This window comes from Streptomyces graminofaciens (assembly GCF_030294945.1).
Taxonomy (GTDB): Bacteria; Actinomycetota; Actinomycetes; order Streptomycetales; family Streptomycetaceae; genus Streptomyces; species Streptomyces graminofaciens.
This window is the reverse complement of record NZ_AP018448.1, coordinates 2,242,460-2,259,551: the sequence shown is the minus strand read 5'-3', so window position 1 is coordinate 2,259,551 and position 17,092 is coordinate 2,242,460. Positions and strand designations below refer to the sequence as shown.

Annotated in this window: 15 protein-coding genes; 10 read left to right on the top strand and 5 right to left on the bottom strand. The window is 68.0% G+C overall.

All coding sequences use genetic code 11. The features are described from left to right. Positions 1 to 79: 79 nt before the first annotated feature. The 3 genes from SGFS_RS09800 to SGFS_RS09790 all read right to left on the bottom strand — a co-directional run bounded on the left by SGFS_RS09800 (position 80) and on the right by SGFS_RS09790 (position 2,726). Positions 80 to 876, bottom strand: a protein-coding gene (locus SGFS_RS09800; protein ID WP_434025902.1) for an IS5 family transposase whose coding sequence is annotated in 2 segments (ribosomal slippage) — positions 80 to 538 and positions 541 to 876 — 795 coding nt in all. Because the reading frame shifts where the segments join, the coding sequence is not laid out codon by codon here. Positions 877 to 921: 45 nt separating this feature from the next. Continuing rightward, a complete protein-coding gene (locus tag SGFS_RS09795; protein WP_286249415.1) occupies positions 922 to 1,677 on the bottom strand; it encodes an ATP-binding protein in 756 nt (251 codons plus the stop codon). Then, complete coding sequence (locus SGFS_RS09790; RefSeq protein WP_286249414.1) at positions 1,674 to 2,726, bottom strand: hypothetical protein; 1,053 nt, start codon at positions 2,724 to 2,726, stop codon at positions 1,674 to 1,676. The genes SGFS_RS09795 and SGFS_RS09790 overlap by 4 nt, the downstream gene beginning before the upstream one ends. A 797-nt stretch (positions 2,727 to 3,523) precedes the next feature. Here SGFS_RS09790 and SGFS_RS09785 point away from each other — a divergent pair. The 4 genes from SGFS_RS09785 (at position 3,524) to SGFS_RS09770 (ending at position 7,126) form a co-directional block, all read left to right on the top strand. Continuing rightward, positions 3,524 to 3,961: an XRE family transcriptional regulator gene (locus tag SGFS_RS09785; protein WP_286249413.1), complete on the top strand. Its 438-nt coding sequence runs from the start codon at positions 3,524 to 3,526 to the stop codon at positions 3,959 to 3,961. A gap of 152 nt (positions 3,962 to 4,113) precedes the next feature. Next, the gene (locus SGFS_RS09780) at positions 4,114 to 4,524 is read left to right on the top strand and encodes an ImmA/IrrE family metallo-endopeptidase (RefSeq protein ID WP_286249412.1); all 411 of its coding nucleotides are present in this window, start codon (positions 4,114 to 4,116) and stop codon (positions 4,522 to 4,524) included. Then, entirely contained in the window at positions 4,521 to 5,720 is a 1,200-nt protein-coding gene (locus tag SGFS_RS09775; protein ID WP_286249411.1) for an MAB_1171c family putative transporter, read from the top strand. Before SGFS_RS09780 ends, SGFS_RS09775 begins: the two co-directional genes overlap by 4 nt. Continuing rightward, on the top strand, positions 5,717 to 7,126 hold the full coding sequence (locus SGFS_RS09770) for an amidase family protein (protein ID WP_286249410.1): 1,410 nt from the start codon (positions 5,717 to 5,719) through the stop codon (positions 7,124 to 7,126). The genes SGFS_RS09775 and SGFS_RS09770 overlap by 4 nt, the downstream gene beginning before the upstream one ends. A gap of 107 nt (positions 7,127 to 7,233) precedes the next feature. On the opposite strand, the gene SGFS_RS09765 is transcribed toward SGFS_RS09770, so the two are convergent. Together SGFS_RS09765 and SGFS_RS09760 are read right to left on the bottom strand one after the other, a co-directional pair. Then, positions 7,234 to 8,115 carry an aminoglycoside phosphotransferase family protein gene (locus SGFS_RS09765; protein ID WP_286249409.1) on the bottom strand — a complete coding sequence of 294 codons (882 nt, stop codon included), beginning with the start codon at positions 8,113 to 8,115 and terminating at the stop codon, positions 7,234 to 7,236. Further along, positions 8,112 to 9,512 (bottom strand): helix-turn-helix domain-containing protein, encoded by a 1,401-nt coding sequence (locus SGFS_RS09760; protein WP_286249408.1) that lies wholly within the window; start codon positions 9,510 to 9,512, stop codon positions 8,112 to 8,114. The genes SGFS_RS09765 and SGFS_RS09760 overlap by 4 nt, the downstream gene beginning before the upstream one ends. A 161-nt stretch (positions 9,513 to 9,673) precedes the next feature. Between SGFS_RS09760 and SGFS_RS09755 the strand changes: the two genes are divergently transcribed. The 6 genes from SGFS_RS09755 to SGFS_RS09730 all read left to right on the top strand — a co-directional run bounded on the left by SGFS_RS09755 (position 9,674) and on the right by SGFS_RS09730 (position 17,082). Further along, positions 9,674 to 10,174 carry an ATP-binding protein gene (locus tag SGFS_RS09755; protein WP_286249407.1) on the top strand — a complete coding sequence of 167 codons (501 nt, stop codon included), beginning with the start codon at positions 9,674 to 9,676 and terminating at the stop codon, positions 10,172 to 10,174. Between the two features lie 5 nt (positions 10,175 to 10,179). Next, entirely contained in the window at positions 10,180 to 10,719 is a 540-nt protein-coding gene (locus tag SGFS_RS09750) for a DUF6415 family natural product biosynthesis protein (RefSeq protein ID WP_286249406.1), read from the top strand. A 646-nt stretch (positions 10,720 to 11,365) separates the two neighbouring features. Beyond that, on the top strand, positions 11,366 to 12,592 hold the full coding sequence (gene fxlM / locus SGFS_RS09745; protein WP_286249405.1) for a methyltransferase, FxLD system: 1,227 nt from the start codon (positions 11,366 to 11,368) through the stop codon (positions 12,590 to 12,592). Positions 12,593 to 12,656: 64 nt separating this feature from the next. Further along, entirely contained in the window at positions 12,657 to 12,845 is a 189-nt protein-coding gene (locus SGFS_RS09740) for an FxLD family lanthipeptide (RefSeq protein ID WP_286249404.1), read from the top strand. A gap of 71 nt (positions 12,846 to 12,916) precedes the next feature. Next, positions 12,917 to 15,940 (top strand): lantibiotic dehydratase, encoded by a 3,024-nt coding sequence (locus tag SGFS_RS09735; protein ID WP_286249403.1) that lies wholly within the window; start codon positions 12,917 to 12,919, stop codon positions 15,938 to 15,940. Continuing rightward, positions 15,937 to 17,082 carry a lanthionine synthetase C family protein gene (locus SGFS_RS09730; protein ID WP_286249402.1) on the top strand — a complete coding sequence of 382 codons (1,146 nt, stop codon included), beginning with the start codon at positions 15,937 to 15,939 and terminating at the stop codon, positions 17,080 to 17,082. Before SGFS_RS09735 ends, SGFS_RS09730 begins: the two co-directional genes overlap by 4 nt. Positions 17,083 to 17,092 lie beyond the last annotated feature (10 nt).

Here is a 17,092-nt window from a genome sequence, read left to right as displayed (position 1 = left end):
CGGTGAGGCGGGGTGGGGGCGCGGTGGTGCCGCACCGGAGGTGAGGGAGGGTGGGGGAGAGGCCGGTTTAGACGTCGTCTCATTTGGCGAGTCTGCGGTAGCAGATGAGGCTGCAGGCAATGGCGGTGAAGGCCAGGAAGTGTTCGGCCTTGCGTTCGTAGCGGCGGTGCAGACGGCGGCAGCCGCCCAGCCATGACATCGTGCGCTCGATAGTCCAACGGTGTCGGCCGAGTCGCGTGGAGGACTCGATGCCCTTGCGGGCGATGCGGTGCCGGATACCTCGCTTGCGTAGCCATCGGCGCAGGTGGTCGTAGTCGTAGCCTTTGTCCGCGTGCAGCTTGGCCGGCCGGCGTCTGCGCGGGCCGCGGCGGGAGCGGATCGGCGGGATGCCGCGCACCAGCGGCTCGAGTGCCTGGCTGTCATGCAGGTTCGCGCCGGAGATCCCGACCGAGAGGGGTAAACCGGTCCGCTCGGTGATCAAGTGGACCTTCGAGCCCTTCTTGCCCCGGTCTACAGGATTCGGACCTGTCAGGTCCCCCCTTTCAGGGCCCGCATGTTCACCGAGTCGATCGCGCAACGTGACCAGTCCAACTCTCCGCGCGAGCCCAGTTCGTCGAGGATGACGCGGTGCAGCTTCGCCCAGACCCGGGCGGCGGTCCACTCGGTGAAGCGCCGGTGCGCGGTCGGCCCCGAGGGGCCGAAGACCGGCGGCAACTGCCGCCAGGTGCAACCCGTCGTGGCCACGAAGATGATCGCGGCCAGCACCTCACGATCCCCGTACCGCCGCCGACCGCCGCCCTGCGGCCGCGATGGAGCAGGCGGGACCACCCACTGGAACAGTTCCCACAACTCGTCCGGCACCATGCGCTCGACCATCACCACATCGTGCAGACTACCCAGCACTCCAAATGAGACGACGTCTTAGTGGCACTGGAAGCGCCGGTCCGGGCCGGTGAAGTGGATCGGGGTACACATACCGGACAGGCGCGAGAGGATCCGGTCGCCGATCACGTCGCGCAGCACCGGCTGGCGCGGCTCGCTCGCGAGTTCGCGGACGGGCGGCAGGTTGGTGGTGAAGATCGTCGGCAGCCGGTTCTGGCAGCGCCAGTTCACCAGCCGGAAGGTGATCTCCTCCGTCCACTGCGAGCCCTTGGCGGCGCCGAGGTCGTCGAGGAGCAGCAGCGGCACCCTCACGACCCGTCGCAGCATGTGCTCCGGGTCCGCACCGGACTGCGGGCGCATGTCGGCATACAGGTCGGCGGCAGTCGTTGCCTGCCATGACACGCCGCACCCGGCGGCGGTCAGAGCCCGGATCGCCGCGTACGCCTGGTGGGTCTTGCCCGCTCCGGTGCTGCCCCACAGCAGCAGCGATGGTCCGTGCGCGATCCGCCGGCGTCCGGCCGTGCCGTAGTGCGGGTTGAGCCCGCCGGCGTTCGGCTCGACAGCCGCCTCGGTGATCGTGCGGACCCAGGCGGCGACGTCCGGATGCTCGACCACAGCGTCGCGGTAGTCGACCGGGATCCGCGCCTGCGCGGCCTCCAGCGCGGGGATCGGCTCCGGGGTGTCCGGCAGCGGCGCGGCCGGGTCGATGCCGCGCTCAGCCAGCTTGGCCTCCAGCCGGGCCCGCAGCCGCTCACCGACGGCGGGCTGGGGGTCGGCGAGGTGTGCGCGGGTCACAGGCGGTGTCCGAACGTCCTCGGCTCGGTCGGGTTGAGGTAGGGCGTGTAGCCGGAGGTGCTGGCCCAGGGCCCCGCGCCGGAGGCGGACGACGCCGCCGAGGTGGCCTGCGGGGCTGCGTTGACGACCTCGTTCACCAGGCTCGGCAGCACGCTCGGGTGCAGACCCTTGGCCCGTAGCCGCTCCAGCGCCGCACGGATGTCCTCAGGGTCGAAGCGCTCGTCCATCAAGATCTTGATCTTGCGCCCCAGGAGCCCGAGGACGTCCTCCGGCGGTCGGCGCGGGCAGTCCCGGACGTACTCGGCGACCAGTTCCTTCGCGGAGACCGATCCGGAGAGGGTCTCGGGTGCGGGCGCCTCGCGCCCCGTAAGGAAAGATCCAGGATCCAAGATCCTAGATCCAGACCGGGAGCCCTCCGGTAGTCCTCGCGTAGTCCTCCGGGAATCCTCCGGGAGCGCCGTCTTACCTGCGGTTTTAACCGACGGTGCCGCAACGGGTGCGGCTGGGGCGGCCAGCGGTGCGGACATCGGCTCTCCTGGGTCCGCCGTGGACTCTGCGGGCTCGGTGACCGGCGCAACCGGGCGGCGGACTCCTCCCTGAGGGCTCCCGGAGTCCTCAGGGAGGGATCCAGGAGATGTCACAGACGGTGCCGTGCGCTTGGCGGGGCAGGCGCCCGTCTGACACTTCCCGCACGGCTGATGCCCCTGGTGGCTGGGGCAGCGCGGCACCCTCGACGCGGTCGGCTTGTTGATCTTCTGGTGCTGTTCCCACGTCACGATGTGCAGCCACGTACGCCCGTCGCAGCCGGCGTAGCGGCAGATCAACCCGGCGGCGGCCAGCTCCTCCAGGTCCTGAGCGACGTGGGCGGCGGTGTGCTCAGGGCGCAGCGCCCACAGCCGACCGGCGATGATCGCCGGATGGTCGCGGTGACGGCCGGAGTCGTCAGCCTGCGTCAGCAGCCCGATGAAGCTGAGCATGGCGGTCACCGAGCACTCGGCCAGCGCCTCCGACTCGAACATCTCGGGTTTCACGGTGCGTATACGTGCCATCAGTATCGACCTCCCCGGCGGCGCCGCGACCTGTGGGCTGCGGGCTGACAGACGGTGGTCGAGATGGGCACAGAGAAGGCTGCCGTGCAGGTCAGGACGTTCGACCTTTCGCACAAGGCAGTCGACATGCAACACTCTCCAGTGCAGTAGATCCGCTCCGGCGTGCCCCTGGAAGGGACCGGTGCGGTGCTATGGGTAAATCTCCGGCCCTTGCACGGGTCGGAGTGCCATGGAGCGTCGGGTGTCCGGGAGTTGCACCTCTCGGACACCGGCGCCGCTCCAGCCGGGGCTTATACGACCCAGCCAGTTCTCACGCGGTACACGCATACCCTTCTGCGGTTTCTTGGCCCCGACGGGGTTCCGTCGAGGGACGACGAACGTACGCACGCCGTCGTGTCAAGTCCAGACTTAGCTCTAGGGTTTTCGACAAGTCGCTGGGGCTCCTACCCTCTCCCGTCAATCGCCTCGTCCGCTGGTGAGGACGCCGAAATCTGTCCAGTCCATATGGATTTTCTTCGATGAACCCCTGGCGGCTTCTATGGCTCCCACCCGCGGCGTCACTAGGGATTTGATGTCCAATATGTCCGTGGTGTGAGTCCCGTGCGGGCTGTGTCACCTGTCACTTTGGTGAACCGATTGCGTGCGTAAATACGTGACTCATTGGATAGCGCTTCCCGAAGTAACTGCGGAGTGGTGACGGTGGAGAACTTTTCATACGGTCGGCGTGCCAGTCAACACCAGTCAATGGTGGCGTACTGTGATGGTGTCGCAAGGGTCGGATATAGGGGAAGTTGATCATGGGTGACTTGTTGGAACCTGCATCCGTCGATGATGGAGCCGTGTTCTGTGAGCGGCTGAACTGGCTGTTCGAGCACGTCCACCCCCCACGGCGGGGGGCCTACAGCAACAAGGAGGTAGCCGCGCGGATTGCCGGTTTCGGAGGCACGCTCTCCGACTCCTATATCTCGCTGCTGCGCACTGGGAAGCGCATCAACCCGTCCGACGGCGCCAAGGAGTGGCTGGCGCAGGCTTTCGGCTTCCCGGGCAACTTCTTTGACGATGATGAAGTCGCCGCTGAGGCGGTTCGTCAGTTTGCTGAGGTCAAGTCAAAGCAGGCGGGAATCGAGAGTGTCTTCTACCGGATGATCGGGCTGTCTGCGGACGGATTCGCCGCAGTACTCAAGGAAGTTGACCGAGTGAGAGAACTCGAAGGGCTCCCGCCGACGCCTGAGTGACACGGTGTCAAGTATGTTTAGAAGAACGAGGAACAGAGAGAACTATGTGGTCGTCTCCTCATCAACAGCCGAGCCTCTTGGCGGAATTGAAACTCCCTCAGGTCGCCAGTATCCGCGATCTCCGCCATGAGGTGACCCGCCGGACAGGACGCATGGTGCATATCGAGGCGGCGGGGGAGGCGGTTCCGGGACGGCGCTGCGGCGTCACGTATGTCACTCCAAGCGCCTTCTACATCTTCTACGACCCGTTGACCAGCCATGCCCACCAGGACCACGTCATCGGCCACGAGATCGCCCACCTGCTGCTGGGCCATCACGAACGCCGTCAACTGTCCGAAGAGGTGCCGCAAGGGCTCGCGCCCCTGCTCGACCCGGCCCTGGTCGAGATGATGCTGGGGCGCAGCAGCTACGAGGAGGCCGAAGAATACGACGCCGAACTCCTCGCCTCCTATCTGTCCGGCCGCGTCATCGAGCACCGGCTGCGCAGCGCATCCCCGACGGGCGACGACATCCAGGAGCGGATCGCCCACACCCTGCTCAGCCGCAGAGGGGCCGACCGGTGAAGGACATCCTGCACCCGATCAGCCTGACCGTGGCGCTGATCGGCCTCGCGTGCCTGCTCAGAGATCTTCCTGCCCGGCGCCGGGACACAGCCTGGGCGGCCTTGACCGCCGTCTATCTGCTCTCGGCGCTCAGCTTCCTGTTCTCGATCAGCTCCATGTGGCGGGCCATCGACGAGGCGCTCGGCACGAGGAACCTGGCCGTCCCGCTTGCCATGAGCTGTGTGGTGGCCCTGCTGGCCGGCCAGCAGATCGTCCTGAGCCACTGGAGTTCACCCGCCGACCGGGCCCGCCGGATGTCCCGGTACTGGCTCGGCTCCGGTGCCGTCGTCATCGCCGCGCTGTTCGTGCTGTTCTTCCTGCTGACGCCCGCCGTCCAGCGGCCCACGGACTTCACCCTGTATTACGCGCATGACCACATTTACGCGGCCTACCTGACGGTCTACATCAGCGCCTACACGCTCGCCGAGGGATACCTGAGCGTGGCGAGCTGGCGTCTGGCCGACCGCAGTCCGCGCACGGCCGTACGCGTCGGGCTGCGCACCGTCGCCGTCGGCGCGGCCGTGACCCTCGGCTACAGCGCCGTACGCATCGGGAACCTGATCGCCGCAGCCCTGGGTACCTCCCTGACCGGCTGGGAGGACTTCGCCTGGATCTGCGGTGACCTCGGAACGATCCTCACCCTGGTCGGCTGGCTCATCCCCACGCTCACCGCCCAAACACGGCACGCCACCTACCGGTGGGAGCTTCGACGCGCTCACCGTCAGCTGCATCCACTGTGGCTCGCCTTCTACCGCGCCGTCCCCGAGATCGTTCTCACCCCCAACGGCTCCACGGCCGACGACCGATCGCACACGCGCGGCATCCCATTCCAGGTGTATCGCCGGGTTGTGGAGATCCGCGACGGACAGACCGCAGTCCGTCCCTACCTCGACCACCACATACGGCAGGCCAGCGAACAACGGCACCGGGCCACCGGCCTCTCGGGAGACGGCCTCCACGCTGCGGTCACCGCCGACCAGATCCGCGCCGCCCTCACGGCTCACAGCCAGGGCGCGCTGCCTGCCCAGCCCACCGACTTCGCCGACCAGAACATCGAGTCCTGGCACCCCATCGAGGACCTCCCGGCCCTGCGTGCCATCGCTCGGCACTTTGCCCGGCACGACCAACCCACAGCCCCCGAGGCCGTCAGCACATGAACACCAGCTACCCGGACCTCCCGGCCCACGCCCAGCTCAACGCCCTCCAACAAGGCGCCATCTCCAGCCGAGACCTGCTCGACCTCCACCTCGAACGGATCCAGGCCAGCACCCTCAACGCCGTCATCACCCTCGACATCCAAGCCGCACAACGAGCAGCCGATGCCTCAGACACACGCCGGACCCGAGGCGAACCGGTCGGCCTGCTCGACGGGCTGCCGCTCACGATCAAGGACTCCTTTGAAACCGCCCACTTGCGCACCGCCTGCGGTACCGAAGACCTCCGCCACCACATCCCCGAGCAGGACGCCGACGCCGTTGCGAGACTCCGCCACGCCGGCGCCGTGATCATGGGCAAGACCAACGTCCCCGCCTACTGCCAGGACCTCCACACCGACAACACCCTCTTCGGAACCACCCACAACCCCCACGACCCCACCCGAACCCCCGGCGGCTCCTCCGGCGGCGCCGCAGCAGCCGTCGCCGCCGCGCTGACCCCCCTCGAACTCGGCAGCGACCTCGCCGGCTCCCTCCGTCTGCCGGCCCACTACTGCGGCACCTACGCCCTCCGGCCCACCCAAGGACTCGTACCCGCTCGGGGGCACATCCCCCGACCACCGGGCTGGCTGACCACGAGCGACATGCTCACCCCAGGTCCCCTCGCCCGCCACCCGCGCGACTTGGCCCTCATGTTCATGGCCCTTACCACCCCCACCGCGGAGGAACACACGCCGTGGCGCCTGAGCCTGTCCGAACCGCGTCCGCACCTCGGTGACTCCCGCGTCGCCGTCTGGCACAACGACCCCGAGTGCCCTGTCGACGACGCCACCGCTGCGACGCTCGAACACGTCACACGCCACTTGGCCGCCGGCGGAGCGCACATCACCGCAACCCGCGGCCCGGTTGGCTTCACTGACGCATCGCAACTCTTCGAACAGCTCCTCCACGCCAACGCCTCCCTAGCTGGCAGCGACGACGCGTTCACAGCAGACCTGACCAGTGCACGCCAACTATGCGAGGACGACTCCTCTCCTAGAGCCACTGCCCTGCGCCATCGCACCCAGCCCCACCGCAGCTGGCTTATCGCCCGTGAAGAGCGCGCCCGTCAACGCGCCGCGTGGACGGCGTTCTTCGAGCACCACGAAGTGCTCCTCACCCCTGCTGCCCCGACCCCCGCCATCCCGAACGGCAGCCGAACTCTTCAGATCAACGGGTACGAACGCAGCTTCTTCGATCAGACCGGCTGGGCCAACCTCATCAGCCACATCGGCCTGCCCGCCGCCATCGTCCCCGTCGGCACAAACGACCAGGGCCTGCCCATTGCAGTCCAGTTGATCGGCGCACCGTACGCCGACCGCACCCTTCTCGCCCTGGCCATGCATCTGGAGTCCTTTGAACTGCTATGACCGGGACCTTCAAAGGTTCTCCGGTACAGAAGAGGTCGCGAAGCATGTCGGCTGGCTGTCGGCGGAGCTGAGGAGCACGTCCACTGCTTGAAGGGTTCCGGTGGGCGTTACATGATTCCTTTCCAGCGCCACGGACGTGCTTCTGCACGACCCCGCAGACAGTCCACGCGGTACTGCGCTTCGGCCTGCCACTCGGGCCGCGTGGCTGCATGTTGGGCTGCGTAAGTGGTCATACGCAACTCACGTGCCCCGGCAAGGAGTTCGTACCCCTCCCACTCCGTGACGTCCCTTCCGTACGCCTGGCAGAACTCGGCGTACTCGGACTCGGTGACCGTGCCGGTCGTCGTGAGCTTGACTGCTGTCGAGACTAGATCCCACTCCGGCGGCCCGACGGAGGCCCGCTCGAAGTCCATCATGATCGGGCCGGCAGCGGTGCGCGCGACATTGCCCACCCACGCGTCCCCGTGCACAAGACACTCGGGCAGGCCCGCGGGCCTGTGCTCCCACCACTCGCGGAGGTCCGCGTGTCGATGCCGCAGCCACCCGCGATCATCTTCTGACAGGGACGTCGCTGCCTCGATCCGCTCGGCGACCCGTACGAACGGGTCGAGCCGGTCGAGGGGGAAGTCAGGCAGAGGCAACGGGTGGAGCTGTTTCAGCAGCACGACCACATCTCGAACCGTGCCGATCTCATGCCGTGGGAGCTCAGCCCAGAACGTCGCCGGGCGGCCCGCGGCCTCCACCGGCTGTTCGACCGGTAGCGCGCGGACAGCCGGTAGCTCGTTGTCGGCAAGCCAGCGGGCCACGCGGACCTCTCGCACGGCCGCATCCCACTGGCCGGCGCGGGCGATGCGGACGATCACCTGATCCGGGAGGCGCCATATCTCGTTCTCGGCGAGGCGAATGGGCTCGGCGCCTGCCGGGTCGAAGCTTGCGCGGGCGCAGGCTTCTTCCAGTACGGCGCGGGCGGGGGCAACCGAGTTCGTCATGCCTGCAAGGTAGCTGTGATCCGTTGGCGCAGCTGCGCGGCCTCTTCCAGCGTGCGGTGTTGCCCGGCGAATCGGCGGAGTTCCCTGAGGTCGTCCGCAGCTCTCCGCGAGGTGAGCCTGCCGGCGTCGTTGAGTGCCTGGTGCCCGATGGTAATCGCTTGCATAGGGTCGCCCTTGGCCATGAGGAGCGACGCCAGTTTCGTTCGGGAGATACCGCGCGAGCGGGCGTAGTCGTCGCCGTGGCCGACGACCGCTGTTGTGAACCGCTGCGCCGCCCGCCCCGGGTCCTGCTCGGCGTGAATGGACAGGTCGAACAGCGCATGGGCTGTGTCGCCGTGGTGCTGGGCCTCGTCGTAGTAGTGCATCCAGGCCGGGTCCTTGGCCGGGTTCGAGCGTGCAAAGGCATCGTCGGCCGCACCTACTGCGGCCAACGTGCCCTGGACGTCGTTCATCTTGCCGAAGGCTCGTGCGCGGGCGCTGTGCATCATGGCCTGAATGGTCGGGGTGAGCCGGTCGGCGCGGACAAGTCCCTTCTCCGCGTATGTGAGACCTTCGTCAGGATCGCCGAGCCAAGTCGCTTGTCGGGAGAGGAAGGAAAACGTCTTGGCGCGAAGCCACCAGTCGCCAGCCTCCTCCGCGCATTCGGAAGCGACCTTGAAAGCGACCCTCGCCTCGCCGTGAGCATAGGCGTCGAAGTGAGTGGCGCCGACCACGATGCCCAGCCGCGCGATGCTGCTGAGGAGATCCGGGCGGAGCTGCTCCGGGCAGGCGACGGAGAGCAGCCGTACGGCCCACTCCATCGAGCGACTCGCGAAGTCACCGACCAGACCCCCACCGCCCTGCGCGTTGTCCCAGCGGTGGATGCTGTCGGCGATGAGGCGCAGCTGATCCAGCTCCGTGGGGCGAATCCGCTTCGGAAGCTCCGGCGGTGCGGTTGGCGCGACGAGTCGGGCGAGTTCTATCGGGGCGAAGGCGGCAAGGCTGGTGGCAGCCAGGAAAGCGCGTCGGTCCACTGAGGTAAGGCTCTCGGATAGCGGGGCTGACGGGTCTGCGTCCAGCATGCGCCCTTGATGGACCTGAATCGTCCCCTCCACCGGTCCTCGGCGGGCACTATCCGCATCACGCCGCCTTTTATCCGCATCGCCGAACACCATCCCCCACGCGCGGGTGAGGACTCCGCCCGTCTCAAGGACAGCGTCCAGACGCTCTGCCAGGTCACGTCGGCACCGGTACGAGCCCTTTTCGATCTTGGAGATCACATCCGGGCTGACCTGCACCATCGGCCCCAACTGGGCAGCCCGCAGACCTGGTTGACGCTTACGCCAGTGGCGCAGTTCAGCGCCGAACCATGCCTGTGGCGAGGCGTCGGGGTTGAGCTCCTTCTCGGGCTGCGGCATCAGCGTCCCCTGGGTCGTGATGCGGATATCTCAGGTCTCCGCATCCGGATATGCACTTGGGTCTCGCGACCTGACTGAATGGTTGCCGACCGGTTCCACACCAGTACACACCGCAGTCAAACCTCATTGGTGAGGATTCGCCAGACCGAATTGGATCTTTGATGGCCGACCTCTTGGAACTGCCCGCCGTGCCAGCAACCGGCGTGCGCGCGACGACGCGCAGCAAGTCGGGGCACCTGGAGATAGACCTCGACGTGACCTCAGAGGCCGTGCCCATCATCAGGACCGTAGTTCGGGCCCACTTGGAGCTTTGGGGTCTATCCGGCCTGATCGACAGTGCCGCCCTGACGGTTACGGAGCTGCTCACCAACGTCCTGCGGCACACAGATCCTGTTCCCGGCACCGAGACGAGGGGCGCGCGGCTCACGGTCACGCGTCTGACGGGCGCACTCAACGTCTGCGTGCGCGATTTCGATCCCGTATTGCCCAGACTCTCCCACAATGCCGCGGACGCTGAGTGCGGCCGGGGCTTGCTCCTCGTGTCGAGCTTCGCCGACGACTGCGGCTGCTCCGAGTTCACGGGCGGCAAAGACGTGTGGGCCAACTTCCTGGTTCGTGGCGACGAGGCGAGCGACAGTGGACGAGCGCGGGGGGCGTCGTGACCGCTTTGAACGAGCGCGCGCCGGTCGACGCGCTCACGATCCGCGAGACGTACACGGTCGGCCTCGACGTATGGGGCACCTGCCCACCGGAACTCGTGAAACTGAAGACCCTTCTCGGTCGGCTGCGCGGGCATGTACAGCTCCTCGTCCCGGAGGTCACTGCCATCGCCGCCCGTATGCGAGGGGAGATGCGCCAGACAGCGGTCTACGTCATCGTGCGCGCTCATCGCCTCCTGGAGGAGGGCGCCGGCAAGTCGCAGGTGGCGAAGGCATGCCATGCGCAGGACCTCGCGGTCATCTCTCGCGCACTGCTGACGCTGTTCGAGAACCCCGGCCCACTCGGGCCGTCGACGGGCACGAGCGATATCGAGGAGGCCATTCGGGGGCGCATCTGCGGCGCATGCTCCCGGCTGATCGCCTCTGGGGAGTCCTACGAACGCGTGCTGTTCGCATCGGAGGCGAGCGGCGGCATACATGGCTATCGCCACACGGACAGTTGCGTTGTTGTCGCCGAGGAACGTCGGGCCCAGCTGCGAGCGATCTGAGCTGCCGCCCTGCCTTCGGATGACCGGCGAGCCCGGAGCCGGGGCGGCATTGCACCTCCTTCCGGCGCTCTCCGGCTGAAGAGTGAGCTTGGCCCATCGGCCGCTCGTTCCGGGGTGGCTGGGGCCTACCTAGATGTTGACGAGAGGGAACATGGCGAGACACTGCCCTTTGTCCTCGTTCCTGGACGCGTCTCAGAGCACTCCCGCGCGCCGACTGCTCGACTCGATCACGGGTGTCCTTGTGTTCGCGGCCGCCTCCAGTGCTGCTCAGTTGCGGTCTCCAGGGAGGGGAGATGCGACATGACCACATGTCTGAGCTCCCGATGGGTCACAGGCGACTGCTGGCTCGGGTGCACGCGTACCGACCTGCCGGTGATCTGGCTCGGCCCGGTGCAGTGGGACGGCCAGCACGCGCCGTTCATGACGTGCGAGGACTGCCTCAACCGACTCAAGGCGCAGGCACTCACCTACTTCATGGGCGGCAGCTCGCCGCCATCTTACGGAGGGAAGCACCACGCGACAGATCACCGCCTTCCGGAGGCAACCGACGTGTCCAGACCCTCGTCGCCAGACCCCAATATCAGCTCCCGACCGCCTCGGCGCGCGGGCGCCGAGAAGGAGACCGCTCGTGGCAAACGTCCCCGGCATGACTGAGAACAGCGACAAGAGCCCCGCCTCTGAGCAGGAGTTGCGCGACAGGATGGTGAAGCGGCTCATCGAACTCGGTGCCGCGCGCAGTCCCCGCGTCGTGGCAGCCTTCCGTTCGGTTCCCCGCCACCTCGCCACGCCTGACGAGGACATGGCCAAGGTTTATGAGCCCGAGACCGCCACGATCACCAAGACTGATGCCACTGGCACGCAGGTCAGCTCCGTGTCCGCGCCGCGCATCCAGGCCATGCAGGTCGAGCAGGCTGACATTCAGCCGGGGATGAATGTCCTGGAGATCGGCTCCGGCGGCGTCAACGCCGCCTACCTCGCAGAGTTGGTCGGTGACGGGGGCCACGTCGTCACCCTCGACATCGACCCCGATATCACCCGGCGCGCCAAGGATTTCTTGAGGGTGACCGGTTACAGCAACGTCAGTGTGATCACCGCCGACGGCGAATATGGCGTGCCGGATCACCAGCCGTACGACCGCATCGTCATCACCGTGCAGGCCGCCGACATGCCGCCCGCCTGGCTTCACCAGCTTGCCGAGGGCGGCCGGCTGGTCGTCCCGCTGCGGATGCGCGGCATGACCCGCACCGTCGCGTTCGTCCGCGACGGCCGGCACCTGGTCAGCGACGGGGTGGAGCTGTGCGGGTTCGTGCCGATGCAGGGTGTCGGTGAGAACCGCATGCGTCTGGCTGTCCTCCACGACGTCGAGGGCGAGGAGATCGCCCTTCGCCTGGACGATCACCCCGAGCCTGATGTCGAGGCTCTGCGGGCCGCACTGCGCTCGCCTCGTGCCGAGGAGTGGTCGGGGGTGACCCTCGCGGGTGACGAGTCCAAGGAGCACCTGGACCTGTGGCTGGCGAGCGTGTTGGACAACCTGCCGCTCATGACAGCGACACCTGCCGCCCGGCAACGCGGCCTCGTCGCCGCCAGGACGCCGCTCGGTGTGCCGACCCTGGTGGACGGCGACAGCTTCGCCTACCGAACGGTGCGCGCCACCGAGGACCCCGACCGTTTCGAGCTGGGCGCCGCCGGCCACGGGCCGCAGGGCAAGGAGGTCGCCGAGCGCCTGGTCGAGGAGTTCCAGGTCTGGAACGGCGAACACCGCCGGCAGCGTGCGCACATCGAGGTTCACCCGGCCGGGACGCCGGACGAGCAACTCCCCGTCGGCCGGGTCATCGACCGCTGGCACACCCGGATCACGATCTCCTGGTCGTAACGCCGTCGGCGTCGCGACCAGGCCGGTAAGAGCACAACCACCCACCTCTGTAGAGGAGAACGAGATGGCACCGAGGAGCACCGGCACGACCCTGAAGTCCGGCACGGACTTCGTAATGCACGGAGGGTCGGACTTCGACCTCAGCATCGAGACCGTCGCGTCCGTGCCGGTCATCGGCGCGCTGCTGAACGACACCGGCGACGGCTGCGGCCAGACCTGTGAGTCCGCCTGCTCCAACAGCACCTGCGAGTAACAACAGACGTTGGGGGCCGGGCCGTTCCTTACCGGCCTGGCCCCCACCGCGAGATCGAAGGGGGTACCGCCATGTATCACGCTGTTGACGCGGGCATGATCAGGGCGTCGGTGTTTCCCATGGCAGCGCCGATGCCTCCGTGGCCAACACCGGTCGGTGAGGAGTCAGCAGACACTGATCTGTGGCGGGAATGGATCGCCCAGGTGTGGGTCGACGACATCAGGGCCGCCGCGATCGAATTCGCCGCCCCCCGCCTCGCCGACTCCATCCGTGAAGTGGCGGCCGGACAGTGCCAGCGCTCGCGGGCCGTACGGCGCACTGCCATGTCCCTGGCCCGCTACGTGCTGCGTATGCAGTACCGGGCCACCCCGTTCGGGCTGTTCGCCGGGCCGGCCCCCATCCGCATCGGCGCTGCCAGTCGCGTGGACTGGGGCACCGAGCACCGTGCCTTCGGCCACGCCGACGCTGAGTGGCTGAACGACGTCATCACCACACTGGAACGTGACCCGGACGTGCTGCGGAACGTATTCGTCGTCGCCAATTCCAGGTGCATCGTGCGCGGTTCGCGAATTGCCCTCCTATTCCAGCCGGGCGCCGAAGGCCCCACCGAAACCACGCTGCGTCGCACTCCCGCCGTGGAGACCGTCCTAGCCATGGCCCGCACACCGCTCACCGTCAGCACTCTCGCCGCCAAGCTCCGCAGCGACTACCCCGACACCCCGGACGAGCAGATCCACGCCATGCTGCACAGCCTCGTCGAGCACCGCGTGCTCCTGACCAGCCTCCACGCACCCATGACGTGCGGTGACGCACTCGGGCACTTGGTCGAGCAACTCGACACGACCAGCGTCGCGCCTGCCAAAGCCGATGAACTGCGTCAGGTCCGCATGCTGCTCACCCGCCACGACGAGGCCCCACAGCGAGCCCAGCGCACGCTCCGCGCCAAAGCCACGGCGAAGATGAACGCGCTCACCGGCGTCACCGACCGCAGCCTGGTGGTCAATCTCCGCCCGGACTGCGACATCGTTCTGCCCGACACCGTGACCCGCGAGGCGGAGCATGCCCTACAGGTCATCACCCGGCTGACGCCGTTCCCGAACGGCCCAGCGGCCTGGCAGGACTACCGCACGCGGTTTCTGGAGCGCTACAGCATGGGCACCATCGTGCCCCTGCGTGACCTCACTGACCCGGACACCGGCCTCGGTTTTCCCGCCGGCTACCGCGGCACGGTCCTCAAGCGGCCGGTGCTGGCCACGACCCTTCGAGACGAGCATCTCCTCACCCTCGCCCAGGACGCTGCCCTGAACGATCAGCGCACGGTCGACCTCACGGAAGCAGACATCGAGGCCTTGGCCCTCGGCCGGCCTACCCAGGTGCCCGCGCACGTCGCACTGTCCTTCACGGTGTTCGCGCGTTCCCTGAACGATGTGGAAGACGGCGGGTTCGCGCTGGGCATCAAAGGACTGTCCCTGAGCGTAGGTATCACCACGGGACGTTTCCTGAGGATGCTGGAGGCAGCCGACTTCGACCGTATGGCCGCCGCGTACTCCGGACTGCCGACGCTCACCGCCGGTGCCGACCTGGGGCAGGTGTCCAGTCCTCCGCTGCGCGTGCGTACCCGCAACGTCGGCCGCGCCCCCGCCCTCATGCCGAACGTGCTCTCCGTGGGCGAGTACAACCCGGACGCCACGCTCGACGTGGACCACCTCGGTGTTGTCGCCGACGCACGGCGCCTCTACCTGGTGTCGCTGTCCACCGGCCAGGTGATCGAGCCGATGGTCATGAACGCCGTGGAGTTGACCAACGCCACCCATCCTCTGGCTCGCTTCGTCTCCGAGCTGCACCGCTCGCACACGGCCACCCTGATCCCGTTCGCGTGGGGCGCGGCGGCCCGGCTTCCGTTCCTGCCCGAGGTACGCGTCGGCCGTACCATCCTGTCCCCTGCTTCCTGGCGGCTCCGCGCGGCCGACCTCGTCGACGGCGGCAACTGGGCATCCGCCTTGTCTGACTGGCGCGCCCGCCGCAGTGTGCCCCGCACGGTGTACGTCGGCAACGACGACCAGCGGCTACGCCTGGACCTAGACGTCCTGGCCCAGCAGCAGCTCCTACGAACTGAACTGGACCGCCGCCCAACCGTGACGTTGCGCGAGGCACCGCCGGAGGACGCGTTCGGCTGGCTGGGCCGCGCGCATGAGGTCACCGTGCCCTTCGTCTCCGACCAGCCGCCCGCCCCGGCCGCCGTCCGCCGGACAGCGGTCGTCGTGGGCCGGGACTCTTGCCGGCTGCCGGGCGCCTCCCCATGGGCGTACCTGAAGCTGTACGGCAACGCGGCACGGGTACCCGAACTGCTTACCGCGCACGTGCCGCTACTGCTGGGGGAAGTCGAACCGCTGGAGTGGTGGTTCATCCGCTACGCGGACCCCGACAGCCACGTGCGCCTGCGGTTGCGGCTGCCGTCCCCGGATGCGTTCGGGAACACTGCCCAGCGTGTTGCGATCTGGGCGGCTGAGCTGCGGGCCGAGGGGCTGCTTCAGCGGGTGCGGTGGGACACCGACGAGCCGGAGACCGGGCGCTACGGCAGCGGGGCCGCCCTGGAGGCTGCTGAACGGTTCTTCGCCGCCGACTCCGACGCCGCCCTGACACAGATCGCCTTGCCTCTCTCCGACAGCCACCGGCAGGCAGTCACCGCCGCGAGCTTCGTCGACATCGCCACCGCCTTTCTCGGAACACCGGTGGCCGGCCGGGCGTGGCTAACGGCGAACTTCCCCCAGAGCGACGGCGCTACCGCCCTGCCCCGAGACGTACAAGCCCTCGCCGTAGACCTCACCAGCGCTCAGCACCACTGCCCGATCCAAGAGATCCAAGGCGGAGACGCCGTTGCGCAGGCGTGGGCTACGCGCCAAGCCGCCCTGCTCGCTTACCGAACGGTGCTCGAATCAACCGGCATCGATCCGGCGGCCGTCCTTGGGGCCCTGCTGCACATGCACCACAACCGCGCTGCCGGGATCGCCCCCGACGCCGAAGCGACCTGCCGACGTCTCGCCCGCGCTGCCGCCCTGTCCTGGACAATCCGCACCGAAGGAGCCAAGCGGTGACCACCGCCCCGCCCATCACCGACACCACCGTTGCCACACGGCAGTCTCTTGCGCGCGGTCCCCTCGGTGTCGCCCTGCTCCACATCGAACGCGCTCACTGCGGCCTCACCCCGTGGCGCGACGTCCACCAGCAACTCGCCGACGTCCGCCCGCTGATCGACGGAGACACGGCCGGCCTGTTCCTCGGAGCCCCCGCCATGACGTACGTCCTTCACCTCGCGGCAACAGACAGCGACCGGTATGCCGGAGCCCTGCACACCCTTGACCGCATCGTGGCCGCGCACACCCGGCGTCGTCTGGACGCCGCCCACGCGCGCATCGACCAGGGCGGCTACACGGCCTTCGCTGAGTACGACCTGTTCCGTGGGCTGGCCGGCCTCGGTGCCCTCCTGCTGCGCCGACAGCCGGACGGCCCCGAACTGCGCGGCGTGTTGGAGTACCTGGTCCGGCTCACCCAACCGATCGCCGGGCCCGACGGGAAGCAGCTGCCCGGCTGGTGGGTCGGCCACTCGCCTGCCAGCAAGACCATCACACAGGGCGGCCACGCCAACGCGGGGCTCGCGCACGGGATCAGCGGTCCCCTCGCTCTGCTCGCCCTGGCGAAACGGCGCGGCATCACCGTGGACGGCCATGACACCGCCATGGCCGGGATCTGCCGCTGGCTCGACGGGATCCGACAGAGCGACCATCGCGGAACCCGCTGGCCTCGGTGGATCAGCGCGACCGGCCCCGCTCCCGCCCTCCCCGCCACCCCGTCCTGGTGCTACGGCACGCCGGGCCTTGCCCGCGCACAGCAGCTTGCCGCCGTAGCCCTCGGCGACGAGGACCGCAAACGGATGGCCGAGCGCGCCCTGCTGTACTGCCTGGACGACGCGCACCAGCTTGACAAGCTCTCCAACCGCGGCCTGTGCCACGGCGTTGGCGGCGTCCTGCGCACGGTGCAGCGGTTCGCGGAGGACGCAGAGACCCCGCACGCGTTCACCGTCCGCCTTCCCCTGCTCAGGCAGCGCTTTCTCGCCGCCGACCCGCCTGAGGAGACCGGATTCCTCGAAGGGGAGGCCGGGGCAGTCCTGGCGTTCCAGAGCGCTGAACAAGGAGCCGGGCCAGTCACCGACTGGGATGCCTGCCTGCTCTTGAGCTGAAGGGACGGCA

What these genes read in the sequence shown, in the direction of transcription:
- SGFS_RS09780 (WP_286249412.1), top strand. Translation starts at nt 4,114, where the DNA reads ATGGTGCATATCGAGGCGGCGGGGGAGGCGGTTCCGGGACGGCGCTGC.
- SGFS_RS09755 (WP_286249407.1), top strand. Translation starts at nt 9,674, where the DNA reads ATGGCCGACCTCTTGGAACTGCCCGCCGTGCCAGCAACCGGCGTGCGC.
- SGFS_RS09740 (WP_286249404.1), top strand. Translation starts at nt 12,657, where the DNA reads ATGGCACCGAGGAGCACCGGCACGACCCTGAAGTCCGGCACGGACTTC.
- SGFS_RS09785 (WP_286249413.1), top strand. Translation starts at nt 3,524, where the DNA reads ATGGGTGACTTGTTGGAACCTGCATCCGTCGATGATGGAGCCGTGTTC.
- SGFS_RS09760 (WP_286249408.1), bottom strand. Translation starts at nt 9,512, where the DNA reads ATGCCGCAGCCCGAGAAGGAGCTCAACCCCGACGCCTCGCCACAGGCA.
- fxlM (WP_286249405.1), top strand. Translation starts at nt 11,366, where the DNA reads ATGACTGAGAACAGCGACAAGAGCCCCGCCTCTGAGCAGGAGTTGCGC.
- SGFS_RS09765 (WP_286249409.1), bottom strand. Translation starts at nt 8,115, where the DNA reads ATGACGAACTCGGTTGCCCCCGCCCGCGCCGTACTGGAAGAAGCCTGC.
- SGFS_RS09790 (WP_286249414.1), bottom strand. Translation starts at nt 2,726, where the DNA reads ATGGCACGTATACGCACCGTGAAACCCGAGATGTTCGAGTCGGAGGCG.
- SGFS_RS09770 (WP_286249410.1), top strand. Translation starts at nt 5,717, where the DNA reads ATGAACACCAGCTACCCGGACCTCCCGGCCCACGCCCAGCTCAACGCC.
- SGFS_RS09735 (WP_286249403.1), top strand. Translation starts at nt 12,917, where the DNA reads ATGTATCACGCTGTTGACGCGGGCATGATCAGGGCGTCGGTGTTTCCC.